The organism is Vibrio fluminensis (assembly GCF_015278125.1).
Taxonomy (GTDB): domain Bacteria; phylum Pseudomonadota; class Gammaproteobacteria; order Enterobacterales; family Vibrionaceae; genus Vibrio; species Vibrio fluminensis.
On sequence record NZ_JADILO010000027.1, the window covers coordinates 39,323 to 62,620 of the forward strand.

The window sequence follows — 23,298 nt, forward strand, 5'->3', positions numbered from 1 at the left end:
CGTGCCCTTACTTGGCTAAATCATCCAATTTCATTTGTAGCGCTTCACTTGCATCACCCGCTTGTTGCGCTTCAGTGTATGCTGCGTATGCACCTGCTGCATCTCCTTTGCGTAGTAAGATGTCGCCTTTTAGCTCCTCAACACGACCAGCCCAACCTTCGTCGGTGATCTTGTCTAGTTGCGAGATTGCTGCTTCAAATTTACCTTGCTCTGATTGCAAACGCGCTAGACGGTAGTTAATTACCGCTAGTAAAGCTTGGTCTTTCGATGCGGTTGTTGCCCATTGAAGCTGCTCAATAGCGGCATCCAATTGGTTTTCTTCAACTTGAACTTTTGCTAGCTGAAGCGCAGCAAGAACCGCGTATTCAGTCTCACCATTCGCATCGATAAAGCTTTGTACTTGTTGCTCTGCGTCGCCACCTTGTGTCGCTAACGTTGAAATTACTTTTGAATAGCTTTCAGAAGCAGCTTCTTGAGCAGCAAGCGTTGAATCTTGGTAATAGCGCCAGCCAAATAAGCCGCCTAGACCGATTACCGCGCCAAAAATGACTGCTTTACCGTTCTCTTTCCACCAATCTTTGATCGCTTCAACTTGTTGTTCTTCAGTATCGTAGAGTTCCACTTCCTGTCCTCTTAACATCACAAAAAGTGGCGACTCTCATCGCCACTTTCTTAAACTTAAATTTAGTTAGATTAGCTCTGCTAGTTTCGCAATAGCGTCAGCTTGGCTGTAAGTTTCTTGCGTACCACCAACAAGGTCTTTCAATACAACGCTATTGTCAGCAACTTCATTCTCACCGAGAACAAGAGCAACCACTGCGCCAACTTTATCTGCACGCTTAAATTGCTTTTTGAAGTTACCACCACCGAAGTGGTTCATCACGCGTAAACCTGGTACTTGTTCGCGTAGCTGTTCAGCCAGCTTCATACCCGCCATCATAGTACCTTCGCCTGCAGTCACCATGTAAACATCGACACTGCGACGAACGTCAGTTAGTTCTAGCGTTTCTAGCATTAGCACTAGACGCTCAAGGCCCATAGCAAAGCCCACTGCTGGTGTCGCTTTACCACCTAGTTGTTCAACTAGACCATCGTAACGACCACCACCACACACTGTACCTTGCGAGCCTAGGCTTTCAGTAATCCATTCAAATACTGTGCGGTTGTAGTAGTCAAGACCACGTACTAGACGCTCATTTACTGTGTATTCGATACCTGCAGCATCAAGAAGTTCACATAGACCCGCAAAATGTTGCTTAGATTCTTCATCTAGGTATTCAGATAGACGTGGTGCATCACCTAAGATCGCTTGTACGTCTGGGTTTTTAGTATCCAGAACACGCAGCGGGTTAGTATGCATACGACGTTTGCAATCTTCATCGAGTACATCCATATGTTGCTCTAAGAATGCAATCAGGGCTTCACGGTAGTTCGCGCGAGCTTCAAGCGAACCGATTGAGTTCAGCTCTAGGCGTACATGCTTATCAATGCCTAGCTCACGCCATAGACGCGCAGTCATCATGATAAGTTCTGCATCAACATCAGGACCGTTAAGACCAAATACTTCTACACCACATTGGTGGAATTGACGGTAACGACCTTTTTGTGGACGCTCGTGACGGAACATAGGACCCATGTACCATACACGTTGTTCTTGGTTGTACAGCAAGCCATTTTCAATGCCTGCACGAACACAACCCGCCGTGCCTTCTGGACGTAGTGTTAAGCTGTCACCATTGCGATCTTCAAAGGTGTACATCTCTTTTTCTACAACGTCAGTCACTTCACCAATTGCGCGACTAAATAGATGCGTCATCTCAACGATTGGCATGCGCATTTCGTTATAACCGTATGCGCTAATTACGTTCTTCACTGTGTTTTCTAGCTTTTGCCACAGTGGTGATTGAGTTGGGAGACAATCGTTCATGCCTCGAATTGCTTGAATTGGTTTTGCCACAATATTTACCGTAATTTTAATTACTTCGTTGAGATTTAGTTTTGCACTTTAATGTCGATACGATTGCTTTCATCCAGAACGGATGCTTTCGCACGAATTTTTGCTTCTAGCTGATTAACCAGATCGTCGTTATCAAAACGCTCTTTCTGACGTTTACCATCTTCGTAGAATGCGCTCTTCTTGTTGCTGCCAGCCAAACCAAGATGAGAAACCTCAGCTTCGCCAGGGCCATTTACAACACAACCGATGATAGATACATCCATTGGCGTAATAATGTCTTCAAGACGTTCTTCAAGCGCATTAACGGTACTGATCACATCAAACTCCTGACGAGAACAGCTAGGGCAGGCAATAAAGTTAATACCTCGCGAGCGAATACGCAGTGATTTAAGAATATCAAAGCCAACTTTGATCTCTTCCACTGGGTTTGCTGCAAGGGAAATTCGCAGTGTATCACCGATACCTTCAGCAAGTAGCATGCCTAGACCTACTGATGATTTAACAGCACCAGCACGTGCACCACCCGCTTCAGTAATACCTAAATGAAGCGGTTGATCAATCTTCTTCGCTAATAGGCGATATGAATCGACTGCGAGAAACACATCGGATGCTTTTACGCTGACTTTGAACTGATCAAAGTTAAGGCGATCGAGAATATCGACGTGACGCATCGCGGATTCAACCAATGCTTCTGGTGTTGGTTCGCCATATTTCATCTGGATATCTTTTTCCAGAGAGCCACCATTTACACCAATGCGAATTGGGATGTTTTTGTCACGCGCACAATCAACAACTGAGCGGATACGCTCTTCGTTGCCAATATTACCAGGGTTAATACGCAAACAGTCGACGCCATATTCCGCCACTTTAAGCGCAATACGGTAGTCAAAGTGAATATCTGCCACGAGTGGGATGTTCACTTGCTGCTTAATTAACTTAAATGCCTCAGCGGCATCCATGGTTGGTACAGATACACGCACGATATCTGCACCGACATTTTCCAATGCTCGAATTTGTGCAACAGTCGCTTCCACGTCTGTTGTTCTGGTGTTCGTCATTGACTGCACCGCAATTGGTGCGCCATCACCAATAGGCACATCGCCCACATAGATTCGAGTCGATGGGCGACGTTTAATAGGAGATTCGTGTTGCATAATCTTTTCTAAGGTAAGGTGAATCTTGCTGCTTTGCCTGCAGTATACCCAGAAAGGTCGACAGTTTCACTCGCTAAGGTGATAGAAACGTTTTGTGGCGCACCTAAAATCACGTTGTAAGGCAGTTTTCCTTCAAGTTCTACTGCTTCACCACCACGTTTAATACCACTAATCAGCGTCTTACCTGTCGCATCTTTCACTTGTACCCAGCACTCACCATTAAAACTAATCTCTAAACGATTAGCGACGACTTCTGGTTTGGTCACTTCAGGCTCAATAGGTTCTGCTGCTTCTGTTGAAGGTGTTGCCTCGGCAACTGTTTCACTGTTGTCTGCTACGGGCTCTTGGCTGGTTGGTTGGCTTTGCTCAGCGGCTGCATCATTAGGTAAGGCAACCGGCTCACTTGGCTCAGCGGAAATTTGATCAATGGCAGTATCAAGCTCAGGCTGTTGTTCTGTCTCAGCAATTAACGCACTGTCTTCTTCGATACTAAGTTCTAGACCATCTTTTTGTTGATTTTGCCACCACCATACAGACGAGATAGCGACGATAACAACCACAATCCCCCAAGTTAGCGCCATGATACGGCTATCATGCTTTTCACGGTTCGTCTTACGCGAAAAACTCTTCATCTCTTGTTCTTGTGGCGCTTGTGTACCCACAGTCGCATCCAGCGCTGCTAGCACCTCAGCTTCATCGGCATTAACGACTTTGGCGTATGAGCGTAAATAGCCACGCGTAAATGTCGCGACCTGATCCGGTTCAAACTCATTTTTCTCAATCTGCTCAATGATAGCAACGCGCAAACGTAAACGGTCAGCGACCTGTTTTTTACTTAGCCCGGCTTCTTCACGTTTTAGCTTTAGAATCGTGCCCGGCTCAATGTGAAATTTCTCAGTATTCTCTTCTAAAATTGGAGTCGATTGCTCTGTATTCATAATAGTTGTGTCTCTCGTGTCACTCTTGGCCTGCCGCTCTTGGTTATTTATTGTTAGTCGTGGGCTAAACCTGAGTTATGTATGTTTGCTAACTAATTTATCAATTAAAAGCATCTTGCAGACAAGATAAAAGAATGTCACTGATAAAATTGTTACGACTCTTCCTTAAGAGGTTTGGTTAGAAGCTCAGTTCATCTACTTAAGGATGTAGTTATTAATTCTAATAGATATAAAGCACGAAACAACATAATCAGGTGATATAAATTACAGCAAGCTCAAGGTTTTTCTAAAAACTGACATTTTTAAATAAGATAAAACCAAAAAACTGCGAGAAAGCTATATTTTTGTAGAAATAAGTTGCAACAAAAAAGCCAGAGCATTGCTCTGGCTTTGGTCTAAATCGATTTAATTATAGCGCTTTAATGTCAATTTCTTCGCCTTTGGCAGCTTTTGCCATCGCTGTACGTTTGGTACGGTCGATAACATCGCCGACTAACTGGCCGCATGCCGCATCAATGTCGTCACCGCGAGTCTTACGAACGGTCACTGTATGCTCATATTGCATTAGTGTTTTCTGGAAGCGATCAATACGTGAATTGCTTGGTTTCTTATACGGCGAACCTGGATACGGGTTAAACGGAATCAAGTTAATTTTACATGGCGTATCTTTCATTAACTCCGCTAACTCGCGTGCATGGTCCATATCATCGTTAACATGGTCCAGCAGCACGTACTCTACGGTTACTTTACCACGGTTGGCGTTTGATGACGCGATGTAACGACGAACTGACGCAAGAAAATCTTGGATATCCCAACGATCATTAATTGGCATGATTTCGCTACGCAGTTTGTCATTTGGCGCGTGTAGTGAAATTGCTAGGGCAACGTCAATACGACCAGTCATTTGGTCAAGACCTGATACAACACCTGACGTTGATACCGTTACGCGGCGCTTAGACAGACCAAAACCTAAATCATCCAGCATAATTTCTAAGGCTGGAATTAGGTTTTTCATGTTTAGTAGTGGCTCACCCATGCCCATCATTACCACGTTGGTAATTGGGCGACGACCGGTTTCTTTCTGCAATCCGACTTCACGTGCAGCACGCCATACCTGACCGATAATTTCCGATACTTTCAGGTTGCGGTTAAAACCTTGCTGCGCAGTTGAACAGAATTTACATTCTAGAGCACAACCAACTTGTGAAGAAACACATAGCGTTGCACGATCATCTTCAGGGATGTAAACCGTTTCTACGTCTTGGTCACCTACACGCATTGCCCATTTGATGGTGCCATCAGAAGAGTGCTGAGCCTCTGAAACCACTGGAGCTTTAATCTCACAGCGTTGCTTTAGCTTTTCACGCAATTGCTTGTTGATGTTGTTCATGTTGTCGAAATCGTCAACACCAAAATGGTAGATCCACTTCATCACCTGTTCGGCGCGGAATGCTTTTTCGTTTAATTCTTCTGCAAAGAATTTACGCAATCCTTGGCGATCAAAATCAAGCAGGTTGATTTTTTCAGTAGTCATGAAGCCTCTCAACAACGGAACAATAAATAAGGGCGCGGATTTTACAGCCTTTAGCCAAGGACAACAAGTGTGACAAGACCCTGTTTTTGCTAAGACATTAAAAAAGCAGTGATTAAAAATTAACCAACACGCCATTTAACTATAAAAATCCCGCCAAAGCGCGGGATTCTAAAAAATTTAGCTACATTAAGCACTAAGCAGTTTGATCTGCTCAACAATCGCTTTTAAACCATTCCCACGGGAAGGACTTAGATGATCAATTAAGCCTAGCTGCGCAAAATAACCATCAATATCAAACTGTTGAATTTGCTCGCTGGTTTTATGATTGTAAGCCGCCATGACTAAGGCAATTAGCCCACGAACAATACGAGCATCGGAATCCGCGCAGAAAGACCAAGTCTCCCCAGCTAATTCACTGACCAGCCATACTTGGCTTTCGCAGCCAGAGACAGTAACTTGCTGCGACTTTAATTCTTCAGGCATCACTGGGAGTTTTTTACCCCATTGAATAACTTGGCGGTAACGATCTTCCCAACCACGCATCCCCTGCATCGTTTCGACAACGTCGTCTGCTGTGATTTGAGTACCAAATGGATTTAAAGGAAATGTCGACATTACGTCACCTTACTTCTTGTGCTTTTGAATCAGCTTTTCAACGATACGAGCAACAGCAACAAAACCAAACGTTGCTGTAACGACGGTTGCTGCACCAAAACCACTGGCACAATCCATACGCTTTGGACCTTCAGCGGTCGCTTTCACGCCACATACAGAACCGTCTGCTTGTGGGTATTTTAGCTGCTCAGTTGAGAACACGCAGTCGATACCAAATTTACGCTGAGGATTTTTCGGGAAGTTATGATGACGACGCAACGTATCTTTAATCTTCTTGGCCAGTGGATCTTGAATAGTTTTAGTCAAATCCGCCACTTGAATTTGCGTTGGGTCAACCTGACCACCAGCACCACCCGTGGTGATCACTTTGATTTTGTTGCTACGACAATAAGCCAGTAATGCCGCTTTCGCTTTTACGCTGTCGATAGCATCAAGTACATAGTCATAATCTTTTGATAAGTACTCGTGTTGATTATCTGGCGTAATAAAGTCGTCAATCAAATTAACCTTACATTCAGGGTTAATCAGTTTAACGCGCTCTGCCATCACTTCAATTTTACTTTGACCGACGGTACCACTCATCGCATGGATTTGACGGTTAATATTGGTCACACACACATCATCCATATCGATCAACGTTAGTTCACCAATACCAGTACGTGCTAACGCTTCAACTGCCCACGAACCTACACCACCAATACCAATCACACATACGTGTGCAGCACGGAGTATCTCCACTTCGCTATTACCATACAAACGGCGTGTACCACCAAAACGTTGGTTGTAATTATCTGAAGCAGGAGTGTCTAATTCACGCATAGTTTAAGCCCGTAAATCGGTTACAAAAAAGAAGAGTGCGATTTATACGCACTCTTTATGAAAATGTCTATACTCGCTCTCTGTGCCAACAAGTGGCCGCGTGCGAAACAATTAGTTTTGTTTCTCTGGTGGCATTGCCCAAGGCGCTTGAGTTGGTGAGTTTTCTAAGCCTAGCTTCCATACTCGACCAAAATGCTTGTAATGCCCCGCTTCTGTGCCGGCACGTGGTCCCATGCCGTGGTATAAATCAAGGTGGTTCTGTTTCACCGCACCACCGGTATCAAGCACAATAAGCAAACGCAATTGATGTGCACCACTCCAACTACCATCTGCATTGAGTAGCGGTACTTCAGCAAGGATTGGGGTTCCCATAGGCAAAATGCTTCGGTCACCCGCTACAGACGCCATCGGTAGCAGTGGAATACCTGCCGAGCCTGTTACTGGTGCATCCGCTCGTGGGGCGAAAAAGACAAATGATGGATTTTGTTCCAGCACTTCACGTACTGTCGCCTCATCATTGGCGAGTACCCAGTCTTTGATCGCTTTCATCGACATTTTTTCACGCGGCACTTCGCCACGTTCAATCAATACGCGACCGATACTAACGTACGCTTTGTTGTTTTTGCCACCATAAGCGAAATACTCAAGCGTATCGTCATCTTCAAAATGGACGAAACCACTACCTTGTACTTCCATCAAAAAGGGATCAATCATATTCGGAGCATAGCCAAGCTCTAGCCCTTGACCTTCTAATGCTCCAGCATAAATCTCCGCTCGAGTTGGGCAATTTTTACCGCAATCAGGTTTGGCATAAACTGGATATTTATAGATTTCATCGGCTTGATGACGAAGCTCCATAACTGGAGAAAAGTAACCGGTAAATAAAACATTCCCTTTCTTATCGCCACCACCTAGCTGCGCCGTTTGAATACCAAATTTACCTAGCTCACTTGGATCACCACTTTGCAGAACCCACTCATTGAGGGTTTCATACAGTGGTTGATAGACCTTAGCCATTGAAGGTGACCTATCGACCACCTTTTCTGCTTGTTTATGGAATTCGGTATAATCTCGTGTCACGTTTGATTGCACACTCTCAGTTTTATTGAGGGTTGTTTCAAACTCTTGATCGAAATATTGTTGCGCTCGGTCGTTTGGCTGAGCACAGCCAAACAGCAGCGTTACCGCAGCTAAAGGTAAGATCTTTTTCATTATTTGTAGAAATCCATTAACGAGATAGCTCGAGCATGACAAACTATCGCTATCATCGTCAATGTAGAAGAATCATTTTGAAGCAGTTTTGACAAATATGGGCTGGTAAGTGCTGTCTGTCAGTTGTTTCATTTCGTTCCAGTTGTGATTTTGAAACTTGAAACGGCGTTTTTGCGTGCCATGTTGATAAACTAAGAATTCACCATCGAACTCAAACTCTGTCGCGACAACTGCCCCATCAAACACAATACCAACTGCGTTTATCTCGAGCCTTTCTGCGCGATACGGTGCCACTTCAGACTCAATCCAAACACCGTAAATCAATGATTCAGGATACGAGATCTTTTGGTAACGCTCACTGAGGGTCACAGCAGCCTGAATAATAAAGTAAGTGCTCATGATGGCTACTAACCAAACAGAAGTGACGATCCACTTATTGTGGTATGACACAAATCCCTGTCTTTTTTCCTGTCCTGAGTTGTTTTTTATACTAACGTTCATTGAACTTTACCTTACAGAAAAAAGCTCTATATCACGCAGCAGTACAAGGCTCAATTTTAAGTCGTCTAAGTTGGATATCTATTCCAAAAAAACACTTGCTTAAATTGGAATAAATTTGCACTATAATTACATATAAATTCACCCAAGATGGACTTAATGTGAAAATACGTAGTACAGCGTTAGTAAAAGGATTTCGTCAATCTGCCCCTTATGTCAATGCCCACCGGGATAAAACCGTGGTCATCATGCTGGGTGGAGAAGCTGTCGCTGATGGTAATTTCAAAAATATAATCAGCGATTTAGCACTACTGCATAGTTTAGGTGTAAAAATCGTTCTGGTTCATGGGGCGAGACCACAAATCAATTCAATTCTCTCTACTAACTCGGTTAACAATGCTTACCATAAAGGCATTCGGGTTACTGATGAACATTCTCTACCATTAGTTATGCAAGCTGCTGGACAATTACAACTTGCCATTACCGCGCAGCTCTCTATGAGCTTAAACAATACTCCAATGGCAGGCACTCAACTCAATGTCGTCAGCGGTAACTTTGTCATCGCTCAACCACTTGGGGTCGATGACGGCGTTGATTACTGCCACAGTGGTAAAATTCGTCGTATTGATATCGCCGGCATTAACCGTATGTTAGAGCAAGGCTCGATTGTGTTACTTGGGCCTGTGGCCAGTTCAGTGACGGGCGAGTCTTTTAACCTCACCTCGGAGGAAGTCGCCACTCAAGTCGCTATTCGTCTTAATGCCGACAAATTAATTGGCTTCTGTTCAGAGCAAGGTATTTTGGATGAACAAGGAGATGTGATCGCTGAACTCGTCCCCCGAGAGGCCGAACAAATCTTAAATAAGCTAGAGCAAGATGTGGATCAGTCGAATGACAATGCTTCAGGATCTCTCCGTTTCTTACGCGCTGCGATTACCGCTTGTCGCGCCGGAGTACCCCGCAGCCATTTGGTGAGCTACAAAGTTGATGGCGCGCTGATTCAAGAGTTGTTCTCCCTTGATGGGATCGGTACGCAAATAGTCTACGCCAGTTCAGAGCGAGTTCGTTTAGCACAAATCGATGATATTGGTGGTATTTTGGACTTGATTCGTCCTTTGGAAGAACAAGGTATTTTAGTACGCCGCTCACGTGAGCAACTTGAACAAGAAATACACCAATTCACCATCATCGAAAAGGATGGGTTAATTATCGGCTGCGCTGCTCTTTACCCATACATCGAAGACTGCATGGCAGAAATGGCCTGTGTCGCGATTCACCCTGAATATCGTGATGGCAACCGTGGTTTAATTTTGCTCAATCACATGCGTCAGCAATGCAAACAGCAGGGTATTACTCAGTTATTTGTTCTTACGACACATAGTTTGCACTGGTTCAGAGAACAAGGTTTTTACGAAGTCGGTGTTGAGTCACTGCCATCGCAAAAGAAGAACCTTTATAACTATCAACGCAACTCGAAAATTCTCGCCATTGGCACCTCTCACACTGCTTAAAACTTAAGCAAACGGTTTCGCGAGCGTGCGCATAAATTAAAGCTCATAATATGTTTAAAATTCTCATTTATGAGCTTTATTTCACAATCTCTGTTGTATATTATTCGACCACCTCAAAACTGAGGTCGAATTGGACTCAACTAACCTAGCTCGACTAGACCGCATGGATTGCTTAAGTAGATAAAAACAACGTCAACTATGAGCAAACATCATGAAAACCGTTATTTGCAACTCGCTGCAAAGCTTCTGGGATATGGCTGAAAACGAACTGCTGACCGATCTCAGCGTACATTGTGTTTTCCCTGTCACTGATAGCTTAAAGAACTTCATTCTCAACTATCAACAACAATATCAAATCCGCAGTATCTCCTTTACTACGGTATTTAATTAAGCTTCACCTTCGCTTTGCTGGCGATAACCAAGGATGGTTTTTAATCTTCTTTATTACCTGCGTAAAACCTATGCGCATTAATTTTTAAGCCTCTCCACCAAACCACTCGCACGCTCAGTCATTACCTTAATACCTCGCTTAACCACATCAGGTTGAACGTACATCGCCAAACGTTTTTTCGCGCGAGTAATACCAGTGTATATCAGCTCCCGGGTTAAAATCGGACTAAACTCTTTTGGCAAAATCATCAAAGTGAATTCAAACTCACTACCCTGTGATTTGTGAATAGTCATCGCGTAAGCGGTCTCATGCTCCGGCACGCGACTTGGCAGTACCGATTTCACACTACCATCTGGCAACTCAAAGAAGACCTTTAAACGTGGCTCTTCCAGCGAGTCATCCCAAATACAGATACCGATATCACCGTTATACAAGCCTAAAGCGTGATCGTTACGGGTGATCATCACTGGTCGACCGTGATACCAAAGCTCATCTTGAGTTTGCACCAATTTGCGCGCCACTAACGCACGCTCAATACGCTGGTTTAAGCCCGTCACGCCAAAATCGCCTTCGCGTATCGCACACAGTAAACGGCAACCAGCAAACGCGTCTAAACCCGCCTTTGCCAAAGCTGTGACTGATTCAAGCTGTTCGGTTTGAGGATTCACTTCGCGCTTGGCAATGCGCTTAAGGTATACGCTGTATTCACTGACCATGGTTTGAATCAGCTGATTGTAGTGCTGCATATCAAGTGGATACTGGGCAATATCAGCAAAGTCGCGCTGCCACACGGCATCGTACTTAAAACCCGAGCCCGCATTGACGGCTTTAGCAAGCTGACCAATGCCTGAGCGAGCATCAAAACGATAGCTCTTTTGCAGCATACAAAGACTATCGCCGACTTGGCTGCCTTTTTGCTGACTTTGTGTAAGGGTATTAAAGCCAGTGAGCTGAGCAATCAATTCACCTTGGCTGCTGCTGTAACCATATTGATGGAATGAACAAATATCACCCAGTACTGCGCCAGCTTCTACCGAAGCGAGCTGATCTTTATCGCCCAGCAAGATCAAACGAGCATGCTTTGGCAGGGCGTCCACCAGCTTGTACATCATCGACAAATCAACCATCGACGCTTCATCGACCACCAAAATATCGAGGTGCAGCGGGTTGGTTTGGTTATGGCGAAACTCGACACTATTTGGCAATGCACCTAACAAGCGATGCAAGGTGCTCGATTCGGTCGGGATCGCCGCTTTTAGCTCTGGGCTAACCGGCAGCTCAGCTACCGCCTTACCAATCGATTCGGTCAAGCGTGCCGCGGCTTTACCCGTTGGAGCCACCAGCTTGATAGTAGGAACGACATTAGCACCACTCTCAGAGTTTTGCGCTTGTTCAATTAAGGCTGCCAGCAACTTAGTCACCGTAGTGGTTTTACCCGTACCAGGACCACCCGAAATCACCGCAAAACGTTTAGTCAACGCAATCGCAGCCGCAACTTTCTGCCAGTTGACACACACCGCTTGAGGGACAAGCTGATCCAATGGTGCCAATTGTTCGGCGCGTTTTACTTGCAGCAATACTTGATCAATTGCCGACCAATCCAGCGAGCCATCTTCAACCACATCTAAATGATCACACACCAACTGCTGGCGCTGCACTTGACTAAAGTTTGGATTTTTCGCCGCACGACTTAAGGAGGCAAACAAGTATTGGTAACTACGGGCGAACAAATGATCGAGCAAATTGGTCAGCTTTTGGATCTCGACAGGCTTTAAGATCATCGGTGTCCCAAAGCTATTTAATCGCTCGGCGAGTGTCACTTCATAATGCCAGTAACGGTGCAAATAAACTCGCTCACCGTCAAAGACTAACGGTAAAGCTGAAGCCTTGCTGTGACTCGGATTGGCAACCCAAATAGAGTGACTCAGCAGTTGCTGCCAATCAATCGAGATTAATACTTGGTTAAGCTCTAACGCCGCATCGCCAAACAGACCTAGCTTGCTAGCAAGATCGACCGGTTGTGATTGCGCATCGCGTAGCAGCAAGCAAATGTGTCCTTTGCCCAGCTCACTACTCACCACTCCAGCAATAAACGCTAATTGATCACTGTGAGATTTACTGAAAATAAAGCGCGCTAATTGGTAGTCCAACTGGCGCAGTGAACCTTTTTGTGCCAAACGTTGTAGCGTCGCCATTAGTGGGGCATTGCCTAGTGGCGCAGCAGATAACGGAGGGGTGATTACATTACTCATAGATCTAGCGCCATTTGTCCTGCGGAATTGCCACGTACTTCAATGGTCTCGCCATCAATCAGTTGGTCTAATTCAGTTAAAAACTGCAAACTTGGTTTGGCGGAAAAGATACCATGTTCCCCTTCCCCATCCATGCCACGTAAGAATAGATAGTAAACCCCACCAAAATGTTGCTGATAATCATAATTGGCTAGGCGACTACGCAGAAAACGATGTAAGGCGAGCGCGTAAATTTGATATTGCAGATCATAACGGTGGTCCGCCATCGCTTGACGCAGCGCATCACCGTGATAGTCGTGGATCTCATCACCAAGATGGTTCGACTTCCAGTCAAGTACATAGTATTTGCCTTGATGCTCAAACACTAAGTCGATGAAACCTTTCAACATGCCCTGCACCGTTTGAAAACCAAGATCGCCCGCTTTCGCCGAAAGGGTATCGTTACGCTGAATTACGCGATTCAGTTCTGCGGATGCCAATACTTCAATCGGCAGCAGAAACTCCATTTCAACTAAACGTTGGTTGGGTGATTTCTGATTTAAACGCAGCTCTTTACCATCCAATGGCGTGGCTAACACGGTATCCACCAGTTGTTGCAAAATTGGCAACCACTCAAGATCCAATTGCTCGCTTTCCATCAAAGCGATGATCGCTTGTTGGTTGGCTTCACTGTTGGCAGGTTCGGTGAACTCAACTTCTTCAAACAAGCTATGCAAAAACGTACCCGGACGCGCGCCACGTGGGAAAGTAAAAATTGAGCGCTCTGGCTCTAGCATTTCTTGCTCATCCTCTTCTTGAGAGGAGTCAACATCAAGCCGAAGTAAATCGTCATCGGCTGAATGATACGAACCTTGTTTAATTAGCCCTGAATAGCTGGTAATGCGCCAGCTGCGATCAATCTCTTGCGCCAACTCACGCGCATGCAAAGTCTCTTGCTGTTGCTGCTCGGCAACAAATGGCGCGTCATTACTATCAGGTAAGCCACTTAGCGTGACACACGCTAAAGCTTTCGCTTGCTGCTCAATCGATTGAGTAAGATCGCTAATGCCACCCGCTTGACCATTTTGCAGCAAGTAACCCATGGCACTATGGTGCACGCCCGTTGGCTCTTTGGTCGAACGACCATTTCTCAGTGGCGCAGCGCCAATGAAACAGCCATAAACCGCACGGGTTAAGGCTACATAGATCAGACGTAAGTCTTCCGCTAGACGTTCTTTGTCCGCCTGCGCCAGTGCCGCTTCATTTTTGGTGATATCCAAAATGGTCGAGTCAGTTTGCACATCGTAGTATTTCGCTTCACTTGCCTCACGGTAACTCAGCACAAATGGTAAAAACACCAAGTCATATTCGAGACCTTTCGATTTATGGATGGTGACGATCTGCACCAAATTGCGCTCTGATTCCAAACGCTGAATTTGATCCTCACTGCCGCCAAGACCATTTTGCGCGTCGCTGATCGCTTGCGCCAACCAACGCAACAAGCCATGGTCGCTATCGAGTTCGCCGCTCGCTTGTTGCAATAACTCACCAAGGTGCATCAAATCGGTTAAGTGGCGTTCACCACTCTCTTCTTCCAATAAACGTTCAGCAATATGACGCTTGCTCATCACCGCACGCAGCATAGGTAGCACGCCGCGTTGCAGCCACAGTTTGCGATACTCTTTAAACTCATTAACCGCGTTTTCCCACACGCTTTCGTCGTTATTGAGCGCATCAAGACTGCCTGCATCGAGTGCAAACAATTCCGAAGCCAAACTGGCACGCAGCGCGCGGTCATTTTCTGGGGTTAACACCGCTTGCAGTAAACGCTGCACATCTTGAGCAATAATGGCGCTAAATACGCTATCACGGTTAGAGAGATAAACACTGGCAATACCCTGTTTCGCCAGCGCTTTTTTGATCATTCGCCCTTCACTACCGGTACGCACCAGCACGGCAATGTCACCCGCTTGAATCGCGTGATCGACTTTACCAGTGTGAAAGCTCGCTTGCCCTTGTTGGGAAGCAGTCAATATGGTCTGGATCTGATCAGCGGTCGCTTGCGCCATCGCATCAAGGTATTCGCCTTTGGCGAGCGGTTTGTCTTCTGCCTCTTGCAACCAGTAAGTCAAGGCAGGTTGAACCTGACCGCCCAGTTGCCACTGACGCTTATCAGCATTTGGGCTGGCAGCGACAGGGATAAATGGAATATCTTGATCATAGATAAAGGCACTGTCAGGCAAAGCAAACACTTGGTTAACTGCCGCGACCATATCGGCGCTCGAACGCCAGTTAGTGCCGAGGGTAAAGTGAGACGAAACCTGATTACGCGCCTTGATATACGTAAAAATGTCCGCGCCACGGAAACCGTAAATCGCCTGTTTAGGATCGCCGATCATAAACAAACCACACTCAGGATGCGGAAGATAAATGCGGCTAAAAATGCTGTATTGCAGTGGGTCGGTATCTTGGAATTCGTCAATCATCGCCACTGGATAAAGCTCGCGAATACGCCCTGCCAATAAGCCATCATCATCGTTATCAAGCGCCGCCGATAAGTTGGTCAGCAGGTCATCAAAAGAGAGCCACTGCTTTTGCTGCTTGGCTTTGGCTAGCATAGTGCGGCAATGCTCAATTGCATGAGCGAGCAGCGGTGCTTTAAGGCTAATCGGCTCGGCGAGAAACGCTTCTATTGCTTTAAACACTGGATGCTGTGGCGCACTGCCTTTAGGCGTTTTCTCTAGAAGTACATTCTGAGCAAATTTTTCTAACTGCTCTGGGTAATCATAACCGGTGGTTTCAACACTCGCCCATTGATCAACAGCGGCAAGCCATGTCGGCAGTGATTTTTTACTGTAACTGCGCTTATTGATGTCCGAATTCGCAATCAGATCATGGTAGTCTTTTTGCTCACTGCGCCACTGCGCTTTAAGCTGGTCAATCTGTTCAAGGTTAGCTTGATGCAGCTCAGCCAAATCACCTTGCATCGCCGCAACCGAGAGTTTCAGTGGCGCGCCAGTTAAATAACCGGAAACATCACCAAGCAATGCGGCTGGCGAGCCCCAAATTGAGCGCACTTCGCCCGCCAGTTTTAATGGCAATGGGTAGAAGTTGCGACGCCAGTAATCCGCCACGATTTGCGCTTTAAGATGACTTTCGTCGGTGACAAATTCATTGTCAAAACGGCTACCAGATTCAAACGCGTTTTGCGTCAGCATACGCTGACAGAAACCGTGAATGGTGTAGACCGCCGCTTCATCCATCTGACGTTCAGCTTGCAGCAAAATCGCCGCCGCCTGTTGATGATCGCTAATTTCAGTTAATAAAGGTTGGATCACCGGATCGCTACTTTCGCCACGCGCAAAAGCAATGCGCGCATCATGAATTCGCGCCCGAATACGATCGCGCAACTCGGCGGTTGCCGCTTCGGTAAAAGTTACCACCAAAATTTGATCGACCGTCAAAGGAACTTGGTGGCGCGTTCCTTGGCTGCCATGCCCAAGTAAGAGACGTAAATATAAGCCAGCAATGGTAAAAGTTTTACCTGTACCTGCAGATGCTTCAATTAATCGTGCTCCATGTAAGGGGAACGTCATTGTTTCCAATGGTGTGACAACTGATGAAGATGTCATAACAATCAAACCTTTATGTAACTTTTGAATCAATTAATTCACACAGCTTGGTGTGATCTAATCGTGATATTGGTGGTTTAGCTGCTTGTTGCAGCCATCATTCCGGTTTAATGGGATCCGACTCACAGAAGATCCCGAAGTAAGGCTTTACTATCCGCGCCACGTGTTGAGTAATCGTCTTCGATACTACAACCAACCGAATCATGGTCCCTCTGACCTGTGGCCGTACAGCGAACGCCCTACACAAAATAATGATTTACTGGCGGCCACTTATTCCTTTGCTTTTCCCCGTTATACATCGTGTGCATCTCGCATCTGTAATCTCGGTGCTTGCATCACAAGCGCAGCCAACGTGCGCACCTCTTGCGCTAATTGCTCATTCCATTGCGGCCAAATGCGTGCAATATAAGTATCTTTTCCTTCACCGGGTGCGATAAAACTATCGTTAAACGCATCGGCCATTTTCTTCAGTGATTTTTCTTCATCATCCGCCCATTCGCCACCACGACTAAAGCCCGCTTCTATCGCAGCCAATGAGGTTTTCGGGAAATAAGCCAAAGGCTTAGTCATGCCTTGATAGAAAAGTCGCACCAACTCTGACAGCATGCTTTTTGCCTGCAGGGCGTCATCAAGCGCAGGATAAACTAAATGCACCACGCCTTCTTTACGATCGTAACCCAGCATGTGGGTGCGCTTAGCCACACCCATCGCCGACATCGCCAAGTGATCTATCCAAGCAGCGAGATAATCTTGCGGACGAATCTTACCACTACGGTAACGCACCAAACCTGCTTGGTAGTTTTGCGTCAGCCAACCTTGCAGATTGACCAGCTTGTCATCACCGAGCACATTGAGACTAAGATTAATTTCAATATCGTCACCTGGTGCATTTGAGACAAAACTGAGCGCTTCGAGCATCTGCTCCGCTTGCACGCGGTTGGTTTCAAATTCAATCTCACCAAACGCTGCCACTGGCAACTTACCCTGCGCTCTCTGCTCTACGACAAACTGTTCGATCACTTGATCGTTTGTGCCATGATGATCCAATAACTGGTGTAGCAGCCCATCACGCATCTGATAGCTTTCTAGACCATTTAACACAAACGGTTCATCGTCAGGTAAGATCGGCAGTGGCGGCTCAAACATCACTTTTAAACGGCGATTAAAGAAGTACTGCACTGGCAAGCGCCAAAAACGCTGCAACTCGACCATATCCAACTCAAGTGGATAGGTGACATCAAGCAGATAATCACTGAGCTCGCGGTTAAACTCGCCGCTGCGCTGACCGAGACGATTAGCCGCAGGTAGCCACTCTTTAGCATAACTAGCATAAGTTAGGCTGGCTTGATCATGACTAAACGCGGTTGGACTAAATGGCACCATCGTGTGGTGTTTATGCAGGTGTGCTAGAAGCTGATCACCCGAATCATCCACACTCTGCTCTTCGTCGCCAACCAGACAATAGTTTTGATGGCAGTATTCCATTAATTCCGACACCAATACCGACGGTACACGCTCGGTATTATCTTGAATCGAACGCCCTACGTAGCTGATATACAAAGTTTGCTGCGCGGAGAGAATCGCTTCTAAAAATAGGTAGCGGTCATCATCGCGACGGGAACGGTCACCAGCACGCGTGCGACCATTCATAAGATCAAACCCTTCAGGTGGCATCGAGCGCGGGTAGACACCATCATTCATGCCAAGCAGACAAACTGTCTTAAACGGGATCGAACGCATCGGCATCAAGGTACAGAAGTTGACTTGTCCAGCGAGGAAACGCTGACTCACGCGCGTACCAGAGAGTTTATTGTTGAGGTACTGCGCCATAATGCTTGGTGCCAGCGGTTGATTGAACGCAGCGTCATCTAACTGCTCTTTTAGCGCAGCTAAGGTATCGCGAATTGACTTAAGTGCCACTTCCCCTTCCAGCTCAACACTGAAAAAGTCATCGAGCATGCTGGTTAACAACTGTCGCCAATGATCAATGCCTTGAGTTTGTGTGAGCGCATGACGATAGTGACTAACGGTTTCGATAAAGTGCGCTAACTTACCAGCAAGTTCAGCGCCCATCCCCTGCACTTCATTATAAGGAGCTAGCGTTTGCTCACCATCATCAAACAGACCCGCCGATTCTGGCATTGCATAGCCGAGCAACATGCGCTCAATACCAAACTGCCAAGTATTTTGTAAAGTGGCTGGCAAATCAAACTCACTGCCTGTTGCGGAGTTTAAACCCCAACGAATACCAGACTCTTCCACCCAACGCTTCGCCTGTAAAAACTCATCTTCATTGAGTCCAAAGCGGTTCAAAATCGTCGGTGTTTCCAACAGCTCTAATAGCTCTGAAGCTAGGCAGCGAGTATTGGGCAGATTCACCAACTGCATAAACGCCGCAAGAATAGGGCTCTCTTGGTCAGCAGTACGGTCGGAAATTGAGTAAGGGATATAACGCTCACCCGGCGCATTACCAAACACCGCTTGAATAGCTGGGCTATAAGCATTGATGTCTGCCACCATGACAATAATATCGCGCGGTTTCAGGCTTGGATCAGCATCAAACATTGCTAAGAGCTGATCGTGCAGCACTTCGACTTCACGCATTGGACTGTGGCAGGCGTGTAACGTCAGCGAGTGATCGCCAAGCGTCACCGCTTGTTTGTGATGACTGGTGATCAACTGATGATCATCTTGATGCTCTTCAAGATTTAAGATGTCTGCTTGCAATTGATGCAGCAGTGAATCGCGTTCAATCTCAACAAAGGCTTCAATCTCATGGGACTCGAGTTGCGACAATAAGTACATATTATCACGTCCTAATTTGCCCATTGATGCCAGCAAACTGTTGCCCACCACATCGGTGTGCAGTTCATCGTCAGAACCGGCAAGATTATCTTCAATCGAACCTTTTAGCTGCTCGCTTTCCCCTTCATGATGCGATTGCTCATCACGCCATACCAAATGTTTACGCTGCTTGGCTGCCAGTTTGGCTAGGAATTTACGGTCTCGCACTTCGCCCCAATAGTAACGGCATGGGTTGGTAAACATCAGGTGGACATCAATATGTTCACCAAGGGCTTTAAGCGCATCCATGTAGCGTGGCGGCAAAGAAGAGATACCAAACACAAATAAACGTTTTGGCAACCCTTCCAGCGAACCTTGGTAGCTCTCTAGGCTATCGATGAAATGCTCATAAAGATTGGCGCGGTGATAAGGTGACTGCTCCAGCGCCACGGTATGATCGTAAAGCGCTTGCCATAAAATCGGCTGCCATGGGTGTTCTTCGCCAATTTCAGCCACCACTTGACCAGACTCCCAACTCGCGATCCATTCTGGGCGATAAACTAGGTAGCCATCAAAAATATCGGCAATTTTTTCCGCCAATTGATACAGCTTAGAACTGTCTTGATCATCTAACAGATAACGCTGCAGCGGTGCAAATTCAGGTAGGTCGAGCATGGTTGGCAGAATGTGCATCAATTTCCAGCTCATCGACTCTTTATTAAATGCACTACGCTTAGGTACGTCGGGTAGAACCTCGGTAAACATGTTCCAAATGAACGTCGCTGGCAGGGGAAATTCAATATTCGCTGCAACGCCAAACTCTTTTGCCAGAGCCATCTTCAACCACTGAGACATGCCCGGGCTTTGCACCAGAATTTGTTCTTTATCGAAAGGATTTTCCAACGGGTCAATTCTGACCAGTTCTACAAGTAGTGACTTTAATACATCAACTTGGTTGGAGTGATAAACAGTAAACAAAATGCGCGCTCAAATGGTTGACTCAATTGAGCTGAGATTAGCATAGCTGAGGGAGGTTTACTGAGGGAAAAACGAGAGTTTGCGCTAGGTTGCAGCTTCTTTATACAAAAAGTCAGACCTAAACTAGATCTGACTTTTTTCGTCTTAGTTACGCTGCAGACTCACTGCGAACAATCACGCGATGTGGTTGATAGAAGTGGAAGTAACGCGCTGCGACATAACCCACCACTAAGGTTGCAATCCAAAGCTCACCCACCGCTAGAGCGTGGACTTGTGCAATGTAATGGTCAGCAACGTTTAGGTGAACCATCCACGCACTAAGTTTAAATAGTGCGGTTGAACCAATCACCATAGGGAAGGTAAACGCTGCATAACCTGCACTAAATGGTAAGCGAAGCAATTTAATAAACGCTAAGTAAATCACCACTGTCATCAATACTGCGATACCAAATAGCACACCAACAATCACTGGTGATGGATCGGCTGTTACGCTGAAGTAACCGGCTAGCGAGAGACTTGCTGGCGCCGCCATAATGGCTAATGTTGGTTTAGCTGCATCAGGGATCTCACCGGCAAAAATCAAACGGTAGATCATCGCTGGAAGCATCACGGCGTAAGCCACTAGACCGAAGATCAGTGTTGCTTGAGCTATCCACGCTAAGTGTGGGTTACCTGAAAACGAAACATCCGCAACCACAATGCCCACTGGTGGCACGAACCAGCTTGGCACCATATGTGACAATTCAAAACTTTTTGCACGGTGATAAACAAAGCTTGCGAGGAAGCTAATGTGCAATGCCACGGCAATCAACCATAGCGTATCACCAGCTACAGGAGACCATTTACCAAGCGCATTGGAAACCACCATGGTTGCCATCGCAAAGGTAGGAACTACGCTACCAACCACAGGGTGAGCAAGGTCTTGCGCCAATAGGTGGCGATGAAAAAGGAATTTTACACTCAAGATAACCAGTAGCACTGAGGCGATCACTGCCCCTGTCATTTGTCCATAACCATTGAGTGCCGCACCGTTTTCCCAGCACCAGCCAAGGCTAGCAATACCAAGCGCTAAACCTGCCATTGGGGTTGGCGCGCCGAATACTTTTGCTTTAGTTGCGTTAATCATGGTTCACACTCTTTACTTTCTTTCTGTTCTGGCAAGGATTCTACGCTTGTATTTTGTTTAGTTATATCTAATTATTTAGAACAGTAGTTCAATTTAACTAAACATTACTTTATGGCTGTCAATATCTCGCTCAAACAACTCAAAGTTTTTGCCACCATCAACCACTACGACACGTTAACCGAAGCGGCAGAAGCGCTGTTTCTTTCTAAAGCAGCGGTGAGTATGGCGCTGTCTGAACTGGAAAAACAACTTGGACATTCGCTGTTTGACCGAGTGAATAAACGCTTGGTACTAAACCAAGAAGGCCAGAAACTACTGCCTTTAGTCGATGAACTTCTTCACCGAGTACAAGATATTGAGTTGCTATTAGATGATGATTCTATGCTCACGGGGCAATTACGCATTGGAGCCAGTGACACCATTGGCAATCAAGTTGCGCCATACTTATTGAGTGACTTTCGCCAAGACTCAGGGCATCACGATCAGAGTTTATTTATCTCAAATTCAGCATTAATCTGTCAGAAGTTGGTCGAATACGAACTCGATATCGCCTTAATAGAGGGAAAGACCCTACACCCAGAGCTTATTTCGACGCAATTTAGCCAAGATGAAATGTGCATTATTTGTAGCCCCTCATCACCACTTGCCCAGTTGGCAACGCCAACAGTCGGTGATTTAGAAAATAGTGAGTGGATTTTGCGCGAACCGGGGTCTGGCTCACGTGAGTTTTTCCTACGTGCCATCGCGCCCCGCATTGAACATTGGCATGAAGCGTTTCAGCTAAATACCACCGAGGCATTAATCAACTGCGTATCCGCCAATTTGGGGTTAGGCTGTTTATCACGCCTCGCTGCTGCACCTGCGCTTAAAGATGGCCGTGTCATTTCGGTTGAGTTGCCACTGGATATGAAACGTCGCTTTTGGCTGTTAGTGCACAAGGAAAAATATCAAAACCCACTACTGAAAGCCTTTATTGAGTTTTGCTATCGGTGGCGCCAATAAGTAGAATTATACTCAAGTAACCTCAATGTGCTTGGTTCAGCGAGAATTGCTTGGTTTGAAGACAAGGCAACGATTTGAAGATCTAGTGGCTCTAAATCAAAAATCGTTAACGCAGTATGCGAACCAAGCCCTTACTATTTGCAAATAGGGCTCTTCGGGAGCGAATCACTGACTCGATTCCTGCGTCAAACTACTTAGAAATAGTTCACTATTCCGCTTCGCAGTTTTCCTCGCACTCGAATCAGTGACAATGCTCTGAAACCTGCATCTTGAAGTCACTTGAGTATATACCCCTATGTTTAGCGCGTGTATTTAGCAAGCACGTGAGTCGCAGTTTTGCTGACTCTCCTAGACTTAGTTAACTAAAAACTGTATAAAAAGACAGTAATCAATCAACCATTCATTCGAGCTAGAGGAATAACCATGGCTGTAATCGTTAAGTACGTGGTAGAACGCAACGGAGAAGAGAAAATGACTTTTACCTCTAAAGCGGACGCTGACGCATACGATAAAATGCTGGATATGGCAGACGAGCTTTTCGGTCTGCTAGGTAAAAGCGAACTACTAGAAGACGAAGCGAAGCAAGAAGACTTGGCGATGTTCTTAGCGCAAAACAAAGAAGAAGTGCTTTACGCACTAGGTGCGAAACGCCGCCCTGCGCCAAAGAAAGCGAAGAAAGTTGCAGCCGTTGCTGACGCTGATGTTGATGCTGAAGAAGAGCAACAAGAAGACGCAGCGTAAGCAGTCGTCGTTGAACTTTTTACATCAAAATGGCGAATCTTAATAATCGAGTAGGAGGAGGCCTCACGGCCTCCGTCCTCTCACACCACCGTACAAGCGTGGGTCGCATACGGCGGTTCCGAATATACTTTTAGTGACTCATACCCATTTCGCAACGAGTACAGACCCAACTCCT

The 23,298-nt window shown here is 46.0% G+C and carries 17 protein-coding genes and 1 pseudogene; 4 read left to right on the plus strand and 14 right to left on the minus strand.

All coding sequences use genetic code 11. From position 1 onward, the window contains the following. Positions 1 to 7: 7 nt before the first annotated feature. The 9 genes from IRQ95_RS16415 to IRQ95_RS16455 form a co-directional block, all read right to left on the minus strand. The gene (locus IRQ95_RS16415) at positions 8 to 622 is read right to left on the minus strand and encodes a tetratricopeptide repeat protein (protein ID WP_194437932.1); all 615 of its coding nucleotides are present in this window, start codon (positions 620 to 622) and stop codon (positions 8 to 10) included. Positions 623 to 688: 66 nt separating this feature from the next. Further along, positions 689 to 1,957 (minus strand): histidine--tRNA ligase, encoded by a 1,269-nt coding sequence (gene hisS, locus IRQ95_RS16420; protein WP_194437933.1) that lies wholly within the window; start codon positions 1,955 to 1,957, stop codon positions 689 to 691. Positions 1,958 to 1,992: 35 nt separating this feature from the next. Further along, on the minus strand, positions 1,993 to 3,111 hold the full coding sequence (gene ispG / locus IRQ95_RS16425) for a flavodoxin-dependent (E)-4-hydroxy-3-methylbut-2-enyl-diphosphate synthase (protein ID WP_194437934.1): 1,119 nt from the start codon (positions 3,109 to 3,111) through the stop codon (positions 1,993 to 1,995). Positions 3,112 to 3,119: 8 nt separating this feature from the next. Continuing rightward, a complete protein-coding gene (locus tag IRQ95_RS16430; RefSeq protein ID WP_194437935.1) occupies positions 3,120 to 4,049 on the minus strand; it encodes a RodZ domain-containing protein in 930 nt (309 codons plus the stop codon). A 409-nt stretch (positions 4,050 to 4,458) separates the two neighbouring features. Further along, a complete protein-coding gene (gene rlmN, locus IRQ95_RS16435; RefSeq protein ID WP_194437936.1) occupies positions 4,459 to 5,583 on the minus strand; it encodes a dual-specificity RNA methyltransferase RlmN in 1,125 nt (374 codons plus the stop codon). A 186-nt stretch (positions 5,584 to 5,769) separates the two neighbouring features. Continuing rightward, positions 5,770 to 6,198 carry a cysteine desulfurase sulfur acceptor subunit CsdE gene (gene csdE / locus IRQ95_RS16440; protein ID WP_194437937.1) on the minus strand — a complete coding sequence of 143 codons (429 nt, stop codon included), beginning with the start codon at positions 6,196 to 6,198 and terminating at the stop codon, positions 5,770 to 5,772. 9 nt (positions 6,199 to 6,207) lie between these two features. Then, positions 6,208 to 7,017, minus strand: coding sequence for a tRNA cyclic N6-threonylcarbamoyladenosine(37) synthase TcdA (tcdA, locus tag IRQ95_RS16445; RefSeq protein WP_194437938.1), 810 nt, complete (start codon positions 7,015 to 7,017; stop codon positions 6,208 to 6,210). A 111-nt stretch (positions 7,018 to 7,128) separates the two neighbouring features. Continuing rightward, complete coding sequence (mltA, locus tag IRQ95_RS16450; RefSeq protein WP_194437952.1) at positions 7,129 to 8,232, minus strand: murein transglycosylase A; 1,104 nt, start codon at positions 8,230 to 8,232, stop codon at positions 7,129 to 7,131. A 69-nt stretch (positions 8,233 to 8,301) separates the two neighbouring features. Then, positions 8,302 to 8,730: a DUF2850 domain-containing protein gene (locus IRQ95_RS16455; protein WP_194437939.1), complete on the minus strand. Its 429-nt coding sequence runs from the start codon at positions 8,728 to 8,730 to the stop codon at positions 8,302 to 8,304. 158 nt (positions 8,731 to 8,888) lie between these two features. Between IRQ95_RS16455 and argA the strand changes: the two genes are divergently transcribed. Continuing rightward, a complete protein-coding gene (argA, locus tag IRQ95_RS16460; protein ID WP_194437940.1) occupies positions 8,889 to 10,238 on the plus strand; it encodes an amino-acid N-acetyltransferase in 1,350 nt (449 codons plus the stop codon). A 211-nt stretch (positions 10,239 to 10,449) separates the two neighbouring features. After that, on the plus strand, positions 10,450 to 10,629 hold the full coding sequence (locus tag IRQ95_RS16465) for a hypothetical protein (RefSeq protein WP_194437941.1): 180 nt from the start codon (positions 10,450 to 10,452) through the stop codon (positions 10,627 to 10,629). Positions 10,630 to 10,706: 77 nt separating this feature from the next. On the opposite strand, the gene recD is transcribed toward IRQ95_RS16465, so the two are convergent. From recD to IRQ95_RS16485, 4 genes are all read right to left on the minus strand, one after another. After that, positions 10,707 to 12,881 carry an exodeoxyribonuclease V subunit alpha gene (gene recD, locus IRQ95_RS16470; protein WP_194437942.1) on the minus strand — a complete coding sequence of 725 codons (2,175 nt, stop codon included), beginning with the start codon at positions 12,879 to 12,881 and terminating at the stop codon, positions 10,707 to 10,709. After that, complete coding sequence (gene recB / locus IRQ95_RS16475; RefSeq protein WP_194437943.1) at positions 12,878 to 16,492, minus strand: exodeoxyribonuclease V subunit beta; 3,615 nt, start codon at positions 16,490 to 16,492, stop codon at positions 12,878 to 12,880. The genes recD and recB overlap by 4 nt, the downstream gene beginning before the upstream one ends. A 291-nt stretch (positions 16,493 to 16,783) precedes the next feature. Further along, positions 16,784 to 20,254, minus strand: a complete 3,471-nt coding sequence (gene recC / locus IRQ95_RS16480) for an exodeoxyribonuclease V subunit gamma (RefSeq protein ID WP_194437944.1) — start codon at positions 20,252 to 20,254, stop codon at positions 16,784 to 16,786. Positions 20,255 to 20,402: 148 nt separating this feature from the next. Then, positions 20,403 to 21,380: a TDT family transporter gene (locus tag IRQ95_RS16485; protein ID WP_194437945.1), complete on the minus strand. Its 978-nt coding sequence runs from the start codon at positions 21,378 to 21,380 to the stop codon at positions 20,403 to 20,405. A gap of 111 nt (positions 21,381 to 21,491) precedes the next feature. On the opposite strand from IRQ95_RS16485, the gene IRQ95_RS16490 reads away from it, so the two are divergent. Further along, positions 21,492 to 22,382 (plus strand): LysR family transcriptional regulator, encoded by an 891-nt coding sequence (locus IRQ95_RS16490; RefSeq protein WP_194437946.1) that lies wholly within the window; start codon positions 21,492 to 21,494, stop codon positions 22,380 to 22,382. Between the two features lie 423 nt (positions 22,383 to 22,805). Next, positions 22,806 to 23,123 (plus strand): YebG family protein, encoded by a 318-nt coding sequence (locus IRQ95_RS16495; RefSeq protein ID WP_194437947.1) that lies wholly within the window; start codon positions 22,806 to 22,808, stop codon positions 23,121 to 23,123. 80 nt (positions 23,124 to 23,203) lie between these two features. Here the strand turns inward: IRQ95_RS16495 and IRQ95_RS22410 are convergent. Continuing rightward, positions 23,204 to 23,298: pseudogene (locus IRQ95_RS22410) on the minus strand (group II intron maturase-specific domain-containing protein); the annotation flags it as partial.

Bases quoted from the DNA above. Each gene is read 5' to 3' on its own strand.
- ispG (WP_194437934.1), bottom strand. From the start codon at position 3,111: ATGCAACACGAATCTCCTATTAAACGTCGCCCATCGACTCGAATCTAT.
- IRQ95_RS16430 (WP_194437935.1), bottom strand. From the start codon at position 4,049: ATGAATACAGAGCAATCGACTCCAATTTTAGAAGAGAATACTGAGAAA.
- rlmN (WP_194437936.1), bottom strand. From the start codon at position 5,583: ATGACTACTGAAAAAATCAACCTGCTTGATTTTGATCGCCAAGGATTG.
- csdE (WP_194437937.1), bottom strand. From the start codon at position 6,198: ATGTCGACATTTCCTTTAAATCCATTTGGTACTCAAATCACAGCAGAC.
- tcdA (WP_194437938.1), bottom strand. From the start codon at position 7,017: ATGCGTGAATTAGACACTCCTGCTTCAGATAATTACAACCAACGTTTT.
- IRQ95_RS16455 (WP_194437939.1), bottom strand. From the start codon at position 8,730: ATGAACGTTAGTATAAAAAACAACTCAGGACAGGAAAAAAGACAGGGA.
- IRQ95_RS16465 (WP_194437941.1), top strand. From the start codon at position 10,450: ATGAAAACCGTTATTTGCAACTCGCTGCAAAGCTTCTGGGATATGGCT.
- recD (WP_194437942.1), bottom strand. From the start codon at position 12,881: ATGAGTAATGTAATCACCCCTCCGTTATCTGCTGCGCCACTAGGCAAT.
- recB (WP_194437943.1), bottom strand. From the start codon at position 16,492: ATGACATCTTCATCAGTTGTCACACCATTGGAAACAATGACGTTCCCC.
- IRQ95_RS16485 (WP_194437945.1), bottom strand. From the start codon at position 21,380: ATGATTAACGCAACTAAAGCAAAAGTATTCGGCGCGCCAACCCCAATG.
- IRQ95_RS16490 (WP_194437946.1), top strand. From the start codon at position 21,492: ATGGCTGTCAATATCTCGCTCAAACAACTCAAAGTTTTTGCCACCATC.
- IRQ95_RS16495 (WP_194437947.1), top strand. From the start codon at position 22,806: ATGGCTGTAATCGTTAAGTACGTGGTAGAACGCAACGGAGAAGAGAAA.